Origin of the sequence: Teredinibacter haidensis (genome assembly GCF_014211975.1) — a bacterium.
Taxonomy (GTDB): domain Bacteria; phylum Pseudomonadota; class Gammaproteobacteria; order Pseudomonadales; family Cellvibrionaceae; genus Teredinibacter; species Teredinibacter haidensis.
Genome location: NZ_CP060084.1, coordinates 782987 through 802001, shown reverse-complemented (window position 1 = coordinate 802001; position 19015 = coordinate 782987). Strand labels below are relative to the sequence as shown.

Below are 19015 nucleotides of genomic sequence, written 5' to 3'. Positions count from 1 at the left end.
CCAGGATGGGGTAGTAACAGCCGCCAAAACTATACCACAGCCGCGTCGCTAAATTTTATGCGTCCACCGATTCTGGCTGGGCCGATATATTGTTGAGTAACGCCAGCTCGCGCAACACCGAAGTCGCAAAGGCTCCGGGCGGGAGAGCGAACTCCAGCACAAGCATTTCATCGCTCATTTGCCAGTTGAAACCCTCGGGCTTAAGTACCAGCGCTCGTCGTTCTTGTTGCAAGCCTACATGCTCCAGAGCTTCCAACCATTTCTGCCAGGCGCTCAAAACAGAACCTTCCAACTCAGCCAAACCCGGCGCGACAACCGGACGTCCCCGCCCCCATAGAGGACCCGTAGCAGATTCAGGGTTGTCATCCAACAACTGGCTCCAGCTTTCCTGTTCGACACGCTTGGCCAACACCAAGTTAAACAAATAGGCGCGCGCAGCCGATTTTGCCATGACTTTTTTATTGCGATTGCGGATCGTCTCTCCCTGCTCGAACCATCGCATAGCCCAATGCAAGTTGGAACTGTAGCGCCCGAAACGTTGCTCGCCAAAATAGTTGGGCACACCGTTTTCAGCTATCTGCTGCAAACGCTCTTCCAGACCTACTGTGTTAGCCAGATTTTTAAGGGTGATACGAAAATGGTTTGCTTTGTGCTGACCGCGACGTAGCTTTTTACGATGCCGGCCCTGCGCTAACAGCTCCAGGCTGGACTCGCTGCTATCCAAAAACTGCTGCAGTTGAGGCGCATCTTCAGAAGGTGCCGCTTTGGGCAGGTACAAACTGAACCACTGACTGGTAACCGCATGCCGATCTTTTAGTCCACAAAAGCCAACATCCATTTGCCGAAGGTTGAAGTGCTTGGCCAAAAGTTCAGCGATCCAGGCCGTATTGTCGCCCCGTTTACGCAGTTGAACCAGCAGGTGCTCGCCTTCGCCATCAGGTAAAAAGTCTAATTCTTCGTCAACAACAAAGTCTTCCTGCTGGCTACGAAAGTCTGCAGTTGTAAGGGGGGCGCCGTAGGCGTACGGGAAATCAATACTAGGCGTATTGATGGTCGAAATATCATCGTTCATTTAGTAGCACCACCGCCATGGCCGAAACACCCTCACCACGGCCATTAAATCCTAATTTTTCTGTAGTCGTCGCTTTGACATTAATAGTACCGATAGTCGATTCCAGGTCTGAGGCAATATTGGCTCTCATGGCATCAATATATGGAGCCATTTTGGGAGCCTGCGCGATAATGGTCATATCCGCATTAACCAGCAAATACCCCTCGGCCTTTAACTTCGCATAAGCCATACGAAGCAGTGCACGACTATCGGCATTTTTATACTGAGCATCAGTATCGGGAAAATGCCCGCCTATATCACCGAGCGCAGCGGCCCCTAAGAGTGCATCGCACAGCGCGTGAAGTAAAACATCTCCATCGGAGTGTGCCACTAACCCGTGTTTGTAGGGGATAACTTCACCACCTATCACTATTTTATCGCCGCTACCAAATGCATGGACATCAAAGCCCTGGCCTATTCTCATTAAGTGGATTCCTGATTCGCTAAAATAAATTCTGCCCACGCCAGGTCTTCCGGCATGGTAACTTTAATGTTGTCCCTTCGATCCGCCAGGATCAGTACCTTGCCACCTACACGCTCTATAGCAGAGGCTTCATCCGTAACAGAAAGGGCTTTTTCACGACAATATTCGAGAGCCGCGCTCAGTTTTTGCAGTTTGAACAACTGTGGAGTGTGGGCAAGCCACAACTTAGATCGATCCTCCGTACCAACCACAATATTATTGTGATTGACCTTTTTTAAGGTATCGGCAACCGGTGCAGCCAGAATCGCTCCGCTGTTTTCTGTAAACGACAGGTCAATCAGTGCCTGGATCTTCCCTAACGTGACGCAGGGACGGGCGGCATCGTGCACCATCACCCAGGTATGCTCAATATCAAGCGTAGTTTCCCGAACAAACTTCAGCGCGTTCAACACCGAATCACTACGCTCGCTTCCACCGAGACAAATAAAAATTTTGGGGTGATTCACTAAAGCCATTTTTTGCCAGTAGATGTCTCCCGCATTGAGGGCAACAACAATACCTTCAAGCTGGTCAATTTCCAGCAGCTTCTCCAGTGATGTTTCCAGAACTGTTTTGTTGGCTAAAGGAAGGTATTGCTTGGGCGTTTCCCCACCCATGCGGCTGCCAACCCCTGCGGCTGGCACCACGGCCCATATTTTATTGTTATTATTCACGAAAGCCTATCACCTACTCACCAACCTGTTGGCAAGCTATTTTTTAGATTCTTCGCCGACGATCATAAAGAATGTCTCGCCGTCTTTGATCATACCCATCTCGCTACGAGCCCGGTTTTCTATCGCATCATAGCCGTTTTTAAGCGCTTCCACCTCTGCCGCAAGAAGGCGGTTGCGCTCCCGCAGACGCTCGTTTTCGGCACTTTGCATCGTAATTTCCTGCTGCAGACGTACAACTTGAGCGATACTGCCCTCTCCTACCCACAGGCGATACTGTAGTATTCCCAGAAGTACGAAGAGTAATGAGAGTATCCATTTCATAACAAGGGGCCGAGGCACATCAATAGTGCGCCAAAAGTACCATATTTAGGAAACCGCCACAAAGCTAAAGCATTCTAGCTATTATCTGGCGATGGTCACTTATAATGCACGCGGGATCTCGAAACACACCATAGGGAGACAATAGATGAAAAGACTTTTAGTTGCTGTATTTTTTCTGTGCGTACTTAGCGGATGCGCATCTATGCAGCTTGAACAACCTCAGGTTTCAATTATCGGCTTCAGTCCAGTCAAAACCAGTGGGCTGGAGGCACTGTTTGAATTACAGGTACGTATCGCCAACCCCAACGGTATTCCCCTGCCAATTCAAGGTATGAGTTATGAATTTGCCATCAATGATACGGGGTTACTGAGAGGCGTGAGTAACAATATCGACACCATTCCAGCCTACGGTAGTCAGGATATAGCGCTTCAGTTAAGCGCTAACCTACTCTCTGCACCTAAAATTCTCTACAACCTGCTGAAAAAACCTAACCAGAAAATTCACTACGCCTTTAAAACAAAAATCGATCTAAAAGGAGCCTTACCCAGTATTAGGCTAGTGGAGGAAGGCGAGCTGCCTGTCGGCAAGCTTCCCCAATAAAAAATTCTGATACAGGCATAGAATATGCTTGGAACAACATAACTGCTCAATACGCATGTATGCGACTAAACGACTGGAAGAAATATGAGTCCAAACCTTTCCAAGCATCACCTGGAAAAACTGTACCACGAAATTCAAACCGTGATTCTTTCGCGCCAAAGCCCCGTTACGGGCTTACTACCCGCGAGCACGGCAGTAAATGCTCATGGGGACTATACCGATGCCTGGGTTCGAGACAACGTCTACTCCATTATCGCTCCTTGGGCTCTAGCCCTTGCGTATAAGCGAAGCGGCGAGCAGCATAAGAGCGACGAGTTAGAACAGGCCACGATTAAGCTGATGCGCGGCCTACTGCAGTCGATGATGCGCCAGTCCAATAAAGTCGAGGCCTTTAAACATTCACTCAACCCCCTCGACTCCCTGCACGCAAAATACGATACCCATTCCGGCCTAACGGTCGTCGCTGACGATGCTTGGGGCCACCTGCAGATAGATGCCACCGCCATCTACCTACTAATGCTTGCTCAAATGACGGCTTCCGGTTTACGGATGATCCACACCTATGATGAGGTCGACTTTGTACAAAACCTCATTTATTACATTGCCAGCGCATTTCGCACACCCGATTACGGCATTTGGGAAAGGGGCAATAAAATCAATAACGGCAATACCGAGATCAATGCCAGCTCTCTGGGGATGGCAAAGGCGGCGCTTCAGGCCCTGGATGGACTCAATCTCTTCGGTACGCAAGCGTCAAAACGATCCGTTGTCCATACCGTCGCCGATGCCCTCTCCATGGCCAGAACAAACCTAGCGGCATTACTACCACGCGAATCCCTTTCTAAAGAGGTAGATAGTGCCCTGCTTAGCGTTATTGGATTCCCCGCATTCGCCGTGGGCGATAACACTCTGGCCACCCGAACCAGAGATGAGATATTAAAAAAGTTAGGCGGTAATTACGGACTCAAACGCTTTTTATGGGATGGCCACCAAACCACCATAGAAGATCCATCACGCCTTTACTACGAGCACTCGGAACTCGCCAGTTTTGAACATGTTGAGTCCGAATGGCCCCTATTCTTTTGTTATCTCTACATCAACGCCCTATTTTCCGGAAACCACAAAACGGCAAGGCACTACCGGGAGAAAATTGAGGCCTTAATGGTAGAAAAAGATGGGATTCATTTGATCCCGGAGCTTTACTATGTTGCAGCTGAAAATATTGAGCTGGAGAAAGAAAACCCTAAAAGCCAGGCGCGATTGCCAAACGACAATTTACCTCTGGTATGGGCCCAAAGCCTTTACTATACCGCAACACTGCTGGACGAAGGCTATCTGTACCCGGGCGATCTGGACCCCTTGGGCCTGCGTGGTAAAACAACACAATTTGCACGCGCCCAGGTTGCACTTGTTGTGCTCGCAGAAAATGAACACGTTAAACATCAGTTGGCTAGCAATGGTGTTATTGCAGAAAGCATTGATGATATATCGCCAATACGCGCCATTTCAGCGCCACATTTGGTAGAAGCATATGGGCAAGTAGGTGCAAACCAGAAGCTAAACCTCAGTGGCCGACCGAAGCGTCGCCTACTCAGCCTCGCAACATCACAAACCTACAACCTTAATGACCAGCAATGCTTGTGTTTATCTTGGATTCAAGGCGACCAGAGCGACGATTACAGCCTGCGTGACGCCGGCCTAGTCGCAAAAATGATGAAAAAGGAAATATCCCATATCCTTGAGCATTGGCTGAATTCAGAAGTGGCGGTGTTCACCTTTATGGTGAGCGAACAATTGTGTCGTGCGCCCGATTCTCACCTGCTATTTGACTGCATCAAAAATTACCAGCTGCGAATGGCAGACGAAAATATCGGCTACGCTTCAGCAAACCTCGCCTACCTTGCCTCACGAGAAAACCACCTACAAATCCCCAACTTGTGTATTACTCCGCTGGCCAGTACCGCGCGCCCAGGCCCAGAACATATAGACTGGAACAATGCCGCCACCGCACTTCTCCACAAACTGAAAGGTGATGAAAGCGAACAGGTTGCACAACTGCTGAACTTTTTCGACGAAAAGGAATTTGCTTCTCCCGCCAGCGACAGCAATACAAAGCTAACCCTTCTCGATTTACTTCATCATATATATCAACAAGCCATGGAGCAGCACCACTGGCTGGTGACACGAGCCACCTTCGCTTTATCGCACCGTCGAAAATCCGACTTGGCAGATTATTTATCAGTTTTATCCGCCCGACATTTTTCAGTTATTGTGGGTGAAAATAAGAATTGCGAATTCGGTCTCCACCCCGCTCTTAATAACCATGAAATAGTAGAAGTACTCTGCGATGCGAGCAACCATCCGGTTGAACACAGCTTGTTGCAGGAAATCCTCGAACTTATTGGTGTATTCCAACGCACAAAACCCCAGTTTTTCGATGGTCTTCGGTCCATACATCTTCACAATCTCTTGCGCCTTTGCGATAAGCAGCGTGCGGAACACAACCATATCCAAACGGTACTCACGGTCGGAACCTATAGTCCTCACGAGCTACTGGAAAAGTTAAATGACATATTCCAATCCATGCATTTGAAATTCTCTGCGGATTTGAAGAAAAACCTAGCTATTGCATCTGGTGATGAAGAGATGGGCGCAATGGATATGGATTGGTTTGAATGGCGCTTTGAACGCGGCATGATTATGAGTTTAAACCGCGATTTTCTGGAAAATATATGGAAATGCCTAAGCCTTGCACCACAACTTATTTTTGGCGACACATACAACCCAAACTGTGTCATTCAGAGCAGCCTTATACAAAGCTCCATGACGCCTGGGGAAGAAATTTTTGCTCAGCTGATTGACAATGCTCTGGCTCAGCTCCATCCCCCCTATTTTAAAAGCGCGCTCGTCGAAGGATTGGTTGCCCTTACCACCTTCCATGAGCAATACCCAACGGCACAATTCAATGGCCCTATTAATCTGGAAACCATTTTAGAGATGGCCGCAATCGATTTTTGTGAGCAGGAACATCATGCAAATCCAACAACTCGCAAAATCGATATTCTGCTGGAGGAATCCCCGCAAAAGTTAGCTCACTATTTCCACAAGGTTTTTAAATCTCGAGCGCAACATCTATAACGTTTACTTGTGAAGATTAAGGCATAAAAAAACCCGAGACTGACAACTTCAGTCTCGGGTTTTCAGATTAGGGCTGTTGGAAATTAATTGCCCCAGAGACGCTTCAGTAAGTTAACTTTGCGTGTATCAAACTCAAGCCACTCGCCCCAGCCACTTTCGTTGCTTTGTGCGTCGTAGGCGTGGCTGTAGATACCACCAGTATCGGCAGACTCAGGGTTGATAGACCAGTAACAACCTTGAATGTCTTTCTTCTTCATGTAGTCAACAAAAGCATTCTGCCAATCTTCATCTACACCAGGAACAATGTGATCCCAGCGTTCCAGATCGTGTGCAGCGGCACCTTCAGGCCAATCCATCATGCCTCCGAACTCACCAATAATCATGGCGTAACCCTGATCACGTAGGAAGCCAAAGTGCTCGTCCCAGCCGGGCTCAAGTACCGAGGAGTCAATCAGAATATTACAATCGGCATCACCAGCTTCGTTACCTTCCAAGCCAACACAATCTGGCTGCGAGGGGTCAACAAACTGCTTCTGTACGAATACGGAAGGACCATAAGTATGTGGAGAGATGATCAAACGCTCTTTTGGAATATCTAAAGGCTCGTCAGCTGCTGGATAGAAGTTTTCACCCCAGTTCGGGTTAGTATCTGTACTACCGTGAGGAACTTCAGTTCCATCTGCAGTACCACCAGCAATACCTTCAACCATTATCAGTACATCGTCATTAACTTCGCTGATAGCAACAAAAGCTTTTTCAGACAAAGATTTCCACTCTGCCCAGGTGTAATCCCAAGGCTCGTTGAAAATATCGATTGCGAGAATATTGTCAACACCCAGGTCTGCAGACAAACCAGCGATTTCACGCAGATTATCTAACCACTTACTTTCATCGTAGGCATGAACAGTCGTTACGCTATCAGGGTTTCCAGATGCAGAACAGGAATAACCTTCGCGAGTGAAGTCGTAGTTTTCACGCTCCGCATCGGCATAAGGAGGCTTGGCATCCAGGCGACCGGCACGCCAACCAATATAGTTGGAGCAAGAGTGAATATCGATAATAACTTCGATATCGTTCTGGTCGGCCAGTTTGATGAAGTCTTCCATCGCCTGACGGGCATTATCCTGAATTGAATCATCGTGGTTCTTCAATACACCACCGTTCTGAACAGAACCAATGCCTTGTGCATCGTTTGGATCCAGAGTTTGTGGCGCGATGGGGAAACGAACAACGTTGATACCCAGCGCTTTAATTTCATCCATAGTCTGCTGGATGGTTCGACCAGTACCTTGACCACTGTTGGACCACCACATATTACCAATGTACAACTCCATTGGAGCACCATCGGCATTATTGTCGGCATCCTTGGGCTCGTGTTGACCTTCAAGACCAAACCAGCTACCACACTGAATGGGGAGCTCGTCTCCATTCTTGGTGATATGACCAGCATCGTTCACTCGGAAAGTCCCACCAACACTACTAGAGGAGCTTGAGCTTGAACTGCTAGAACTTGATGAAGAGCTAGAGCTTGAACTGCTAGAACTTGAACTGCTAGAACTTGAACTAGACGATGAACTTGAACTGCTGGAGGAGCTTGAGCTGCCACAGGAGCTCACGACGCCACCGGAACCGCCATTTTGGCTTTCGCAGGTTGTGCGACCAATACAGCTCTGGTTATTTTCCCAACCCCAACCAGAGGAGTTTTCGCACAGTGGGTAAGCACCTTCACCGTACCATTGGCAAACTTCTTCACACTCGCCAACGCTTGAAGAGCTTGAACTACTAGAACTAGATGAGGAGCTTGAGCTACTGGAACTGCTAGAGCTAGAGCTAGAGGAGGAACTTGAACTACTACTAGAAGAACTGGAACTACTAGAAGAACTACTGGTAGCACCAGAACACACATCCCCAGTAACAATCGGTGTTTCAACGTTACCACCGTTAGTGGTTCCCTGGAAACCAAATTCAACACTGTTTCCAGGCTGAATGGTGCCATTCCAACCTAGATCACTAGCACTATAGCTTCCGCTAACGTTAGCATTCCATGAGTTAGAGATAGCATTGTTTTCATAAGACCAATTGACTTCCCAGCCATCAATTGCGCTGGAGCCATCATTGGTAATTCGAATGGCACCGGTAAAGCCGGAAGCCCACGAATTAGTCACTTCATAAGTACAGTCAGCTGCATGAGCATTCAGGCCCATAGCCGACGCTGCAATACCCAAGCTTAATAAGCTGGCTAAGCGTAAGCTTTTTTTCTGTTTGAAATTCATACTGTTATTTCTCCTAACCAAAAATGGGAGTTTTTGTTATTTGTAGGACACACCCATCCGCGGGAAAGCGGTAACACTTGTGGCGCGTAAAACCGCCCAGAAAACATCACAGGGCAAGAGCAAACCTGCCGAAACAGGAAACTCAGAAACATTTAATCTGGCCATCGACCAGAATGAGGGAACTTCGGTTTATCGCTGCGTGCAAAAAATAGACAGCACAAGAATGGTACAAAAAAAATTTAAATAATTTCTTGGAAAACAAGCAACGGCTCGTTTCCAAATAAGGCCCAATACCGTTATTAGGTTAACGCGAGAAAAACTGCAGAGAAAAACCATTAACGGAATACATTTTTATTATTCTATGGTGCCTTTAATTATTCTTATTTTTCTCAGTACATCATTCATCCGATAGCAACGCAGTATTAAAAACACTAAATACTTTGTGGAAATACTACCGGGCACAGCAATGGAGTCACATACTACTTCAATATCAAATTAGCGCGTAGTTCAATCTTTAAGAAAATTGAACTATTACGACAAAACAGCCAAAAACAGTAACAATTCATTAATAATACAGACACCTGAACAGCAGAAGGTTTGAGGAAAGGTAAATGCGTATTAGTAGTAAAATTATACACCACCCCACCATACTCATACCTCTGTTTAGAAATAACAAGCTTGTAAATAACACCAACAAACAAAAAACTATTGTTATACTTGGTCTGGTACACAATAAATTGAATAACATTTAACCAGCCAGAATATTCGCGCCCTATAACATTGCCGTTACTGGTTTGTCGGGCTGTTTTTGCGTTGAATCGAACTGGAGAAAGTCACCCCGACTTGACCTAAAGCGGAATATATACAATTTAACTAATTATAATACGCGATTAAAACCGCCACACTTGGAGGATTCCCCCTATGGCCATCACCTACGCCGTGATTTTTGGTGCAGTGATCATCTCGCTTTTTTATGGTGTCTTTGCAACCCGTATCATCCTTAATTCACCCGCCGGTAACGAGCGCATGCAGGAAATCGCTAGTGCCGTGCAAGAAGGCGCTCAGGCCTACCTCAACAGACAGTACGGCACCATCGCAGTTGTAGGCGTAGTGATCGGAATCGTGCTTGGACTGTTGTTAAATGCATGGGCTGCGGTCGGCTACTTTATTGGTGCCATTCTATCCGGCGTGGCCGGTTATATCGGAATGCTGATATCCGTTCGAGCCAATGTCCGCACAGCAGAGGCAGCGCGCAGCTCTGGTCTTAAACCCGCGCTGGCCATGGCCTTTCAATCCGGTTCTGTTACCGGCATGCTGGTTGTGGGGCTCGCGCTGTTAGGTATTACCGTCTATTACATAATACTCCAACAGCAATTTGATATAGCAACGAACGAGGGGTCCCGCCATATTTTAGAAGCACTTCTCTCACTGGGCTTCGGTGCTTCCCTTATTTCAATTTTTGCTCGTCTCGGCGGCGGCATCTTTACTAAAGGTGCTGATGTGGGTGCAGACCTTTCAGGTAAAATTGAAGCCGGCATCCCAGAAGATGACCCCCGAAATCCCGCCGTTATTGCTGACAACGTTGGCGATAATGTTGGCGATTGTGCAGGAATGGCGGCCGATCTCTTTGAAACCTACGTTGTGACTATCGTTGCCACAATGCTACTCGGAGCACTTTTCTTTTCAGGTGAGATACGAGCTGATTTAATGATGTACCCATTGTTGATAGGGGCCGTCTGTATTATTGGATCTGTGGTCGCCACTAGCTTCGTCCGCTTGGGTAAAAGCGAAAATATTATGAACGCTCTCTACAAAGGCTTTTTCGCCAGCGTCTTTATTTCCGCCGCACTGATTATTGCTACCACCTATTGGCAATTTGGCTTTAACTCAGCCATAGCTGATACAGGGCTAACGGGTAAGACTCTGATCATTTGTGCGATTACAGGGCTATGTGTTACCTGTTTAATTGTATGGATTACTGATTACTACACTGGTACCAATCATCGTCCAGTAAAAGTGATTGCAGAAGCCTCACGCACGGGCCATGCAACCAATATTATTCAGGGCCTGGCCATATCCATGGAATCCACAGCGTTGCCAGTATTAGCCATTTGTGCAGGCATTATCGCTTCCTACCTCGCTGCTGGCCTGTATGGTATTTCTATTGCTGCTACCACAATGCTGGCACTGGCTGGAATTGTTGTAGCGCTTGATGCCTTTGGTCCCGTTACCGATAATGCCGGTGGTATTGCCGAAATGGCTGACCTTCCTGCCGATGTACGTAAAACCACTGACGCTCTGGATGCTGTAGGTAACACAACCAAAGCCATCACCAAAGGTTACGCGATTGGGTCTGCAGGCTTGGCGGCACTGGTACTGTTTACTGCCTACACCACAGATCTCAAACACTACTTCCCGGACCTGGATGTAAGCTTTATTTTATCCGATCCTTATGTCGTGGTTGGCTTATTTATCGGCGGCCTCCTGCCTTACCTCTTTGCCTCCATTGCCATGCAGGCTGTTGGTCGCGCGGGCGGGCAAGTGGTGAACGAAGTGCGTCGCCAATTCCGTGATATACCAGGTGTGCTCGACGGTACAACAAAGCCCGAGTATGGCGCCTGCGTGGACATGCTGACTAAAACAGCTATTCGCGAGATGATCATTCCGTCACTGTTGCCCGTATTGGCCCCCGTAGTGATCTATGTAGTAATATCCTTCGTCGCAGGTAAGGCTGCTGCCTTCTCCGCACTAGGTGCAATGTTGTTGGGAACCATTGTGACTGGCCTATTTGTCGCAATTTCCATGACATCCGGCGGCGGAGCCTGGGATAACACCAAAAAGTCCATTGAAGATGGCGCTCACGGAGGCAAGGGTTCAGAAGCCCACAAAGCCTCAGTAACAGGCGATACCGTTGGCGACCCCTACAAGGACACCGCTGGCCCAGCGATTAACCCAATGATTAAAATTACCAATATTGTGGCAATTTTGATGCTGGCGATTCTGGCTTAGGTCTTTTCTGTAGGCAATAAAAAACCCGGCTGAATTTGCCGGGTTTTTTATGTTTCACGATTAATTAAATAGTCGTTTTTTTAGCTCATCTTTAAGCTTATCTTTTTGTTTGTCGACCTTGCTTTCCATTTCAGCTTCCAGCATTTTTTCTATAGTACCAGTTTTACCCTGCGCCAGATCCTGCCACTGCTTCCAATCAGCAAGCTTAGCACCACTTTCACCCAGTTGATCTGCCGCCATACTATTCAGCTTCTGCTGCAATTCATCCAGCTTTCCCTGTCCCTCTGCTCCAGCGCCAGAGGCAAATGCCTTGCGTATTTGAGCATCAAGATCGGAGCCCAGATTGAACTCTGGTTCGTCCAGCATACCGCTTAGCCCTGCATCCATTTTTATGTTTTTTAGTTGATTAAGCGTTTTTGCCACATTGGATGCAAAAGTATTACGCCCCTCCATTTGCAGGACAAGATCCACCAAATCGATAACACCTTTACCATCCAGCATATTATCGCGAATACTTAACGAACCAGAACTGTTCAAGCTCGCTTTTTCCAACTGCCCCGTCAATATATCCTGGGCGGCCAATGGCAGCTTATTGAGAACGACATCCTGCAACTTCCATTTTTGATTAGCTTTTACGCCTGCCTCTGCCAACCAAAAATCACCATCAACATTTAACGCTTTCCATTTTTTCGTGTTCAGGGAAGCCACTCTAAACTGCGTTGCCCTCCCCAGCAAATCGTGCTCCGTTGTAATATCCTGCCAAATAGATTCGAAACTCTGGCCATCCCACAAAAGGGATACATTGGCCTTTCGCACCAAAAAATCGGGCAGAAATTCTGCATCAGTAAACTCTATCCATCGGCCTTTAGCGCGTTCTTCCTCTACAACCTGCTCCTTCTTTCCTTCCAACATAGGAACAACCAACTCATAGGCAGAAAATAGCCGCTCAGACCAGACCCTCGCCTGCTCACCAAACAGTAGCGACGTAATTTCACCAAACGCGGCCAAGTCGCCGGCAAGCAAGCCCTTTAGCTTATCGTAATCCTCTTTTGAAGCCGTTTTTAGAGTGCTAATGTCTGAGCCTACCCCTGATTTGGCGCCATCAACAGCCTGCTTAAAGTCTTTCAGTTTAGTCTTTTCTGCTTTCAACTCGTCCTTAAGTTGTTTTAGCTCTTTTTGCGCAGCAAGGAAATCCTGCGGATTTTTAACATCTCGGGCTTGCAATGCTTTAATTTTCGTTTCGTAAGATTTCAATACTTTTTCGTTGGGCAGTGCCGCGTATTTGTCCCTCAACTGCGTATCATGCTCCTCATAAGATTGCTGTAACGCCGTTCTGGCGGTTTCGGTTTTTAGAGTTGCCTTTGCCAATACCTCATCAACACTAGGCAGCTCGATATTCAAACCTTCCCCTTTCTCCTTCTCGCCCCCTTCGTTTTCTGCTGTACCCCGATACACTTTCCCAGGCTTCGCTCTGACTGTACCAAACTGTAATTCACTTACCGTAAGCTCGTCGATAATGACCTTTTCCATTAACAGTGGTAACACATCAAGAGTTGCCGCGACTTCAGCTAACTCCACTTTATTGAGGCTTGGATTTTCCGGGTCAGTTACCTGCACTCTCTGCAATGTCACGCCAAAGGGCATATAGGAGTGAGAAACACTACCGACATTAACTTCGGCCCCAACTGCTTCAGAGGCTAGCGATTGCACACCCCGCTTGATCCAACCGTCGACAAAGAAATGTGTGACGACAAATATCAAAGTAACAACAACGATAAACCCAAGAAACCCACTCCAACGAATAGCTTTCATCTTCTTACCCCCCCAGGCCTGAAAAACGCTGGACTATCGTACTGGCCTTTAACACCCGTACAATGTGTAATTTATTAAGCGCAGCCATAATTTTCACACGGTATTGCACAATTAAAACTCGGCTGACAATCAATACAACGGGAGCAAAAACTATACTAACCACTAGACTACCCATTGTTAGCGTATGGTTAAATTGAGAGATTCTCCCCACAGTTGAACTATACAATGCTTGCCATAAGGGCTCGGTAGCAGTCGAACTAAGCACACCCTCTCCAACCTGGAGCATAACGGGATCAAGAGCAAACGCGAGCCCAGTAAACAGTCCGAGGGCCAGCAGAAAGCTAGCAATATTGATCCGGAAAAATAACACAACGAACAAAATAATAAGGTTGTGAAACCTTAACAGCGGTGTAAAGCCAACAACCATGCCAAACATAATGGCGATAGCAATTTGCCAGGGATTGGTTTCCGAACTGATAACTTTGACAAACTTAAACAGAAAATTCATAGCTGCCTCCTGTAGCCGATAACGCTCATAGATTTTATTCTCCAGAGTCGGAGATTTGCGATAGGAAAAGTACAATGGGGGCAATAATAACGAGGAGTCAACCGGGAAAGAAAGACGTAGGTAGCCTTCACGATCATTGCCCAAATGATAATCGGGTGATAATCATACCACCCTATCGGCGACAAAACCTGCTTTCGCGTTTCTCTGCTTTAACGATCCTGTGACAAGCTTGTTGGTTTGCTGTCAGCAGCCCTCCGTGCTCAGGAGATACCTATAGTTTGAACTTCTCAGCCAAGTCATTTTGCTTTTGTGCCATTTCACGCAGCTTCCCACTCGACCGTTCCATAGTCACAGCTCGATCTTGAACACCTTCGGCCACATTGGAAATAAAGACAACGGTCTGAGCCAAATCGCTGGTAACACGGCTCTGCTCTTCCGCTGCTGAGGCAATTGAGGATGTCATCGTCCGTATTTTTTCCAACCCCAAAAGAACACCCGACAATGATTCAGCCGTTAAATCCGATTGTTCCACGCAGGCATTTGCGGTCTTACGGTTATTATCCATAATACAGTTTGCCTCGGTGGATTTGCTTTGTAGCCGTTCAATCATGTGAGTAATTTCTGTTGTAGATGCTTGCGTTTTATTTGCGAGGGCTCTTACCTCGTCAGCCACTACCGCAAACCCTCTCCCTTGCTCACCGGCCCGAGCAGCCTCAATTGCCGCATTTAATGCTAACAAGTTGGTTTGTTCTGCGATCCCCATAATGACTGAGACGATAGAGCCTATATTGTCCGATTCATTGCGCAGCATTTCGATAACACTTGCAGCACTATCAAGTTCGGCGTCGAGCGAAGCAATTAACGATCGATTATTGGAAACTATCTCTCGTCCATCTTCCGCCGAGCTATGCAAGCGAGAGACAACATCGCTGGTTTCTTTGGCATTGTTTGCAACATCCCTCGCGGTATACTCGAGCTCCGTTGACGCCGCCGCAAGCGATGTAGTTTGTTCTTTTTGTTGATCAATATCCTGCCTTGAGTCTGAACTCATAGAAGAAGCATTTGCCGCCAAACCAGATAGCTCCGAACTTTGGTTTTTAATAGTGCGTATGGTGCCCGACAAACCGTCTACAAGTTTATCCAAAGAGCGTGAAATACTATTAAATTCACCACTAGCATAGTGATCTCCCGTATCGGACAAATCATTGTTCGCCAGTTTATCCAAGCGACTCACTAGCTGCGCCAAAGGCGCTCTCACACCACTCACGACAAGAAAAGCAACCGCAATACCGACGAATACCGCGACAACAAGACTCGCAACCATTATGAATCGCGAGTTTTCTAGCACCCCTGAAATATCCAGACTGGCTTCATCAGCAAGGTTCTGTAGATCTCCATGCATCGTGTCCAACATCCCAGTACTCAACTCGAGCTGTTGCGATAAATTCAGCATCAACTCACGACTTTCTGCTGATAGTTTAAGTCGCATTCGCTGTTGTTCGAGCACGCCGCTTTCCGCCGTAACATGCGTACGCAATAACGCAATGTATTTTCCCAGCCTTGCCGCCATAATGGGAAAGCGTTCCAACATTAGCTTGTGCTTAGCCTCAATATTGACCCAGAAATACTGTAGCGAGCGCGCAACGTCCTCCAACTCCGCATTAAGCCGATAGGAAGGTACACGAGACAATAAAGCAGCGGCATCATTTGCATCCTGCTCCAAAGCATCGAGTAACCATCGAGCAGGCAGCTCCGCATCCGTTAAAACAAAACGAACATCTTTTAGATCCGCCGTAAAGTATTGCCAGGTTTGCTCAAACTCCGCCAGAGCCTGATATTCCAGCTCCGTGGTATTCGTGACTTTCCGATGGGAATCTAGATGCTGACGACCAATCTCAAACGCCTTCCCAGTGGCCTCGATGGTACTTTCTATTTCTTGCTGAAACGCCGTTTGATTATTCGCAATTGATATCAACTTTTGAGAATCAATTTGATAAGATTGAACGGCATCTTCGTACTTTTCCTTGAGAGGACTCAAGCGATACAATTCATTTTCTGCGGCATGCATACCTACCGCTTGAGCTGCGTTTTGTGCATGCAACATCATTTGTGCGCTTTGCTGGAGCATAGGAAAAACAGTGTTGTTTGACAGTGAAAACTGGCTATACGCGCGGCCTTGGCTCCACACCCCGAATGTTGTTACCAAAAACTGTAATCCCAAAACAATCACAAAGCCAGAGATTACTTTGGAAACAAGAGTCATGTTCATTGATTAGCCTATGGACAAAGAAGTGTTCGATTAAAAGTTTGAACCAGCCTGTTGCCAGCGTTTATTCAAGTATTCCATACTTCCGTCGAAATCGGGGCTAAGCAAAATATTTCGAATATAGTTGCCTCCCAAAAAATCCATACCCGCTTTGTTTGCCCTCCGTAAAAAATCTGCATCGTAGGAGGCAGTCTGAATCACTTGAGGCTTATAACTCATGTATTCCGACAATTGGGGCATTCCTGACTTTCGAGTTTTAACGGTTGGAATAAAGCCTGACACGTCGGCAAAATTTGATTCGGTCAGCAAGAAGTCTAACCACGCCTTCGCTGTATTAGGGTTGCGACTATAACGACTAATGGCGATCCCCCAGTCGAAGTTAAGAATCCCTTTGCTTACACCTGTATCATCCAGAGGAAAAGGCACAAAACCCACATGGCGAGAGGGAATACCCGATTCAATTAACTGTGGTATTGCCCAGCTTCCAAGAAAAAAAAGCGCCGAATTGTGTTCCGCAAAATTTACTTTAGACTCTTGCCATTGGTCGAGGATAAACTCCTCCTCACTGTAGCCCTTTTTGAAAATTGAACTCGCTATTTGTAGAGACTTCGTATACGGCATCCCCGATGCAAACGGACGCTGTTGATTCAGCATGGATTGATAATAATTACCATCTTCGGCCAAAACCATAACGGCTTTGTCCCATTGCTGAAGAGGCCAACCGGCACCAACATTCAAATAGATAGGTGTTTTTCCCGAGGCCTTTATCTTTTCACACAGAGCATAAAAGTCCGACAATTTATCGGGTGGACTTTTAACGTCCAAATCGTTTAGAATTTTTTTATTGTAGATAAGCCCTTCTGCGCTAACCCCCTGAGTGTAGGCATATTCTTTTCCATCAAGGCTCCAACTATCGGAAAAATAAATTTTGTTTGACAGGCCCATTTCATTTAATGGAAGAAAAAATTTGGGATAAGCTTCCTTTGGCATATCAGTCGGAACTAGGACCACATCGCCATAGTCTCGTTTATCAAAGCGTGCAGCCATCTCCTCACCGTAACGTTCCACCAACACTACTTTTACAGATGCCTGAGGGTGCAAGGATCGAAACTCGGCAGCCCAACGCTTAAAGCTCCCGTTTCGAACGAGGTCTCCCCTGTTGGTAAACACTGAAATCGTTCCGGCCACCTGTGCAGAGACAGGAACGCTAAATACTAGTAACACCAGTACAATCACTCGCAGCATACAAATAAATCTCCCGTAAGAAATACCCTACTAACCCATCGGCAAAAGCGCAGGAACCTTGAATGAATTCAATTTTTCCTATTGAGTTTAGCAAAGATGTAAACGATTGCAGGGGATTGCATACTAGCGGGGGGGGGGAGGCCCACAAAACCTCGAACATACTGGAGTGCATGTTTTACGCTCTTATAGAATAAATAAAGCACAGTTAGAGCGGGGGTATCATTGCGTTCACCCGGTAAATAAAAAAGCCGGCTAATCAGCCGGCTTTCGGGTGCCACTTTAATAAGTGCTTATTTGAATTCCGCACGACCGCGGTATGGGGCCGCTGCACCCAGCTCAGCTTCGATGCGCAGCAGACGGTTGTATTTGGCGACACGGTCAGAACGAGACAGAGAACCTGTCTTAATCTGGCCAGCAGCAGTCGCAACAGCAAGGTCAGCAATAGTGGTGTCTTCAGTTTCACCGGAACGGTGAGAGATAACCGCTGTAAAACCTGCATCCTGAGCCATCTTAATGGCGTCCAGAGTTTCGCTCAACGAACCGATCTGGTTGAATTTGATCAGGATGGAGTTACCGATTCCTTCGTCGATACCACGCTTAAGGATCTTAGTGTTGGTTACGAACAGATCGTCACCGACCAATTGTACTTTGTCACCAATTTTCTTGGTCAGTACATCCCAGCCAGCCCAATCGCTTTCGTCCATGCCGTCTTCGATAGACAGGATAGGATACTTAGCGGACAGATCTGCCAGATAGTCTGTAAATTCAACAGCAGAGAAGGTCTTACCTTCACCGCTCATATCGTAAACGCCGTCTTTGTAGAACTCTGAAGATGCACAGTCAAGGGCCAAGGTAATGTCTTCGCCCAGCTTGTAGCCTGCGTTAGCAACGGCTTCGGCGATCGCTTCCAGAGCGGCTTCATTGGATGGCAAATTTGGAGCAAAGCCACCTTCGTCGCCAACTGCAGTGTTCAAACCGCGGCTAGACAATACTTTTTTCAGACTGTGGAATACTTCGGCACCCATACGCAGTGCTTCAGTGAAGTTAGGCGCAGATACAGGCTGAATCATAAATTCCTGGATATCGACGTTGTTATCGGCGTGCTCACCACCGTTAACAATGTTCATCATAGGAACAGGCATGGTGTATTTACCTGGAGTGCCGTTAAGTTCAGCGATGTGAGCGTACAGGGGGATGCCTTTATCAATAGCGGCAGCTTTGGCGGCAGCCAGGGAAACAGCCAGAATAGCGTTGGCGCCCAAGGTGCCTTTGTTTTCCGTACCATCAGCTTCAAGCATGATGTTGTCCAGCTCGCGCTGAGCAGCAGCGTCTTTACCAACCAGTAAAGGCTTGATGGCTTCGTTTACGTTAGCTACGGCTTTCAGTACGCCTTTACCCAAGTAACGGCTATTGTCGCCATCGCGTAGCTCTAAGGCTTCACGAGAACCGGTGGAAGCACCGGATGGTGCGCAGGCGCTGCCTACTACACCGCTTTCCAGAACAACTTCGGCCATCACGGTTGGATTACCGCGGGAGTCCATTACCTCAAAACCAACTACGTCTACAATCTTGCTCATAGTGACTGTCTCTCTTT

The 19015-nt window shown here is 47.2% G+C and carries 13 protein-coding genes; 3 read left to right on the top strand and 10 right to left on the bottom strand.

Going from position 1 to position 19015, the window contains the following annotated elements; translation table 11 throughout:
- Positions 1-55 precede the first annotated feature (55 nt).
- From truD to ftsB, 4 genes are read right to left on the bottom strand one after another with little or no spacing between them, the layout of a single operon-like run.
- Entirely contained in the window at positions 56-1072 is a 1017-nt protein-coding gene (truD, locus tag H5715_RS03205) for a tRNA pseudouridine(13) synthase TruD (protein ID WP_075186803.1), read from the bottom strand.
- Positions 1062-1535: a 2-C-methyl-D-erythritol 2,4-cyclodiphosphate synthase gene (gene ispF, locus H5715_RS03200; protein ID WP_075186802.1), complete on the bottom strand. Its 474-nt coding sequence runs from the start codon at positions 1533-1535 to the stop codon at positions 1062-1064. Before ispF ends, truD begins: the two co-directional genes overlap by 11 nt.
- Positions 1535-2248: a 2-C-methyl-D-erythritol 4-phosphate cytidylyltransferase gene (ispD, locus tag H5715_RS03195; RefSeq protein ID WP_075186801.1), complete on the bottom strand. Its 714-nt coding sequence runs from the start codon at positions 2246-2248 to the stop codon at positions 1535-1537. The genes ispF and ispD overlap by 1 nt, the downstream gene beginning before the upstream one ends.
- Before the next feature lie 36 nt (positions 2249-2284).
- Positions 2285-2569, bottom strand: coding sequence for a cell division protein FtsB (gene ftsB, locus H5715_RS03190; RefSeq protein WP_075186800.1), 285 nt, complete (start codon positions 2567-2569; stop codon positions 2285-2287).
- A gap of 145 nt (positions 2570-2714) precedes the next feature.
- On the opposite strand from ftsB, the gene H5715_RS03185 reads away from it, so the two are divergent.
- Both H5715_RS03185 and H5715_RS03180 read left to right on the top strand, forming a co-directional pair.
- Positions 2715-3170, top strand: a complete 456-nt coding sequence (locus H5715_RS03185) for an LEA/WHy family protein (RefSeq protein WP_083608131.1) — start codon at positions 2715-2717, stop codon at positions 3168-3170.
- Positions 3171-3254: 84 nt separating this feature from the next.
- The gene (locus H5715_RS03180; RefSeq protein WP_075186798.1) at positions 3255-6308 is read left to right on the top strand and encodes a phosphorylase b kinase regulatory subunit alpha/beta; all 3054 of its coding nucleotides are present in this window, start codon (positions 3255-3257) and stop codon (positions 6306-6308) included.
- A gap of 83 nt (positions 6309-6391) precedes the next feature.
- On the opposite strand, the gene H5715_RS03175 is transcribed toward H5715_RS03180, so the two are convergent.
- A complete protein-coding gene (locus tag H5715_RS03175; RefSeq protein ID WP_075186797.1) occupies positions 6392-8581 on the bottom strand; it encodes a cellulase family glycosylhydrolase in 2190 nt (729 codons plus the stop codon).
- Positions 8582-9502: 921 nt separating this feature from the next.
- On the opposite strand from H5715_RS03175, the gene H5715_RS03170 reads away from it, so the two are divergent.
- On the top strand, positions 9503-11590 hold the full coding sequence (locus tag H5715_RS03170) for a sodium-translocating pyrophosphatase (RefSeq protein WP_075186796.1): 2088 nt from the start codon (positions 9503-9505) through the stop codon (positions 11588-11590).
- 60 nt (positions 11591-11650) lie between these two features.
- Here the strand turns inward: H5715_RS03170 and H5715_RS03165 are convergent, their stop codons facing one another.
- From H5715_RS03165 to eno, 5 genes are all read right to left on the bottom strand, one after another.
- Positions 11651-13402, bottom strand: a complete 1752-nt coding sequence (locus H5715_RS03165) for a TIGR03545 family protein (protein WP_075186795.1) — start codon at positions 13400-13402, stop codon at positions 11651-11653.
- Between the two features lie 4 nt (positions 13403-13406).
- Complete coding sequence (locus H5715_RS03160) at positions 13407-13910, bottom strand: TIGR03546 family protein (RefSeq protein ID WP_075186794.1); 504 nt, start codon at positions 13908-13910, stop codon at positions 13407-13409.
- 271 nt (positions 13911-14181) lie between these two features.
- Entirely contained in the window at positions 14182-16179 is a 1998-nt protein-coding gene (locus H5715_RS03155; protein WP_075186793.1) for a methyl-accepting chemotaxis protein, read from the bottom strand.
- A 30-nt stretch (positions 16180-16209) separates the two neighbouring features.
- Complete coding sequence (locus tag H5715_RS03150) at positions 16210-17421, bottom strand: ABC transporter substrate-binding protein (protein ID WP_075186792.1); 1212 nt, start codon at positions 17419-17421, stop codon at positions 16210-16212.
- Positions 17422-17711: 290 nt separating this feature from the next.
- On the bottom strand, positions 17712-18998 hold the full coding sequence (gene eno / locus H5715_RS03145) for a phosphopyruvate hydratase (protein ID WP_075186791.1): 1287 nt from the start codon (positions 18996-18998) through the stop codon (positions 17712-17714).
- Positions 18999-19015: the final 17 nt, after the last annotated feature.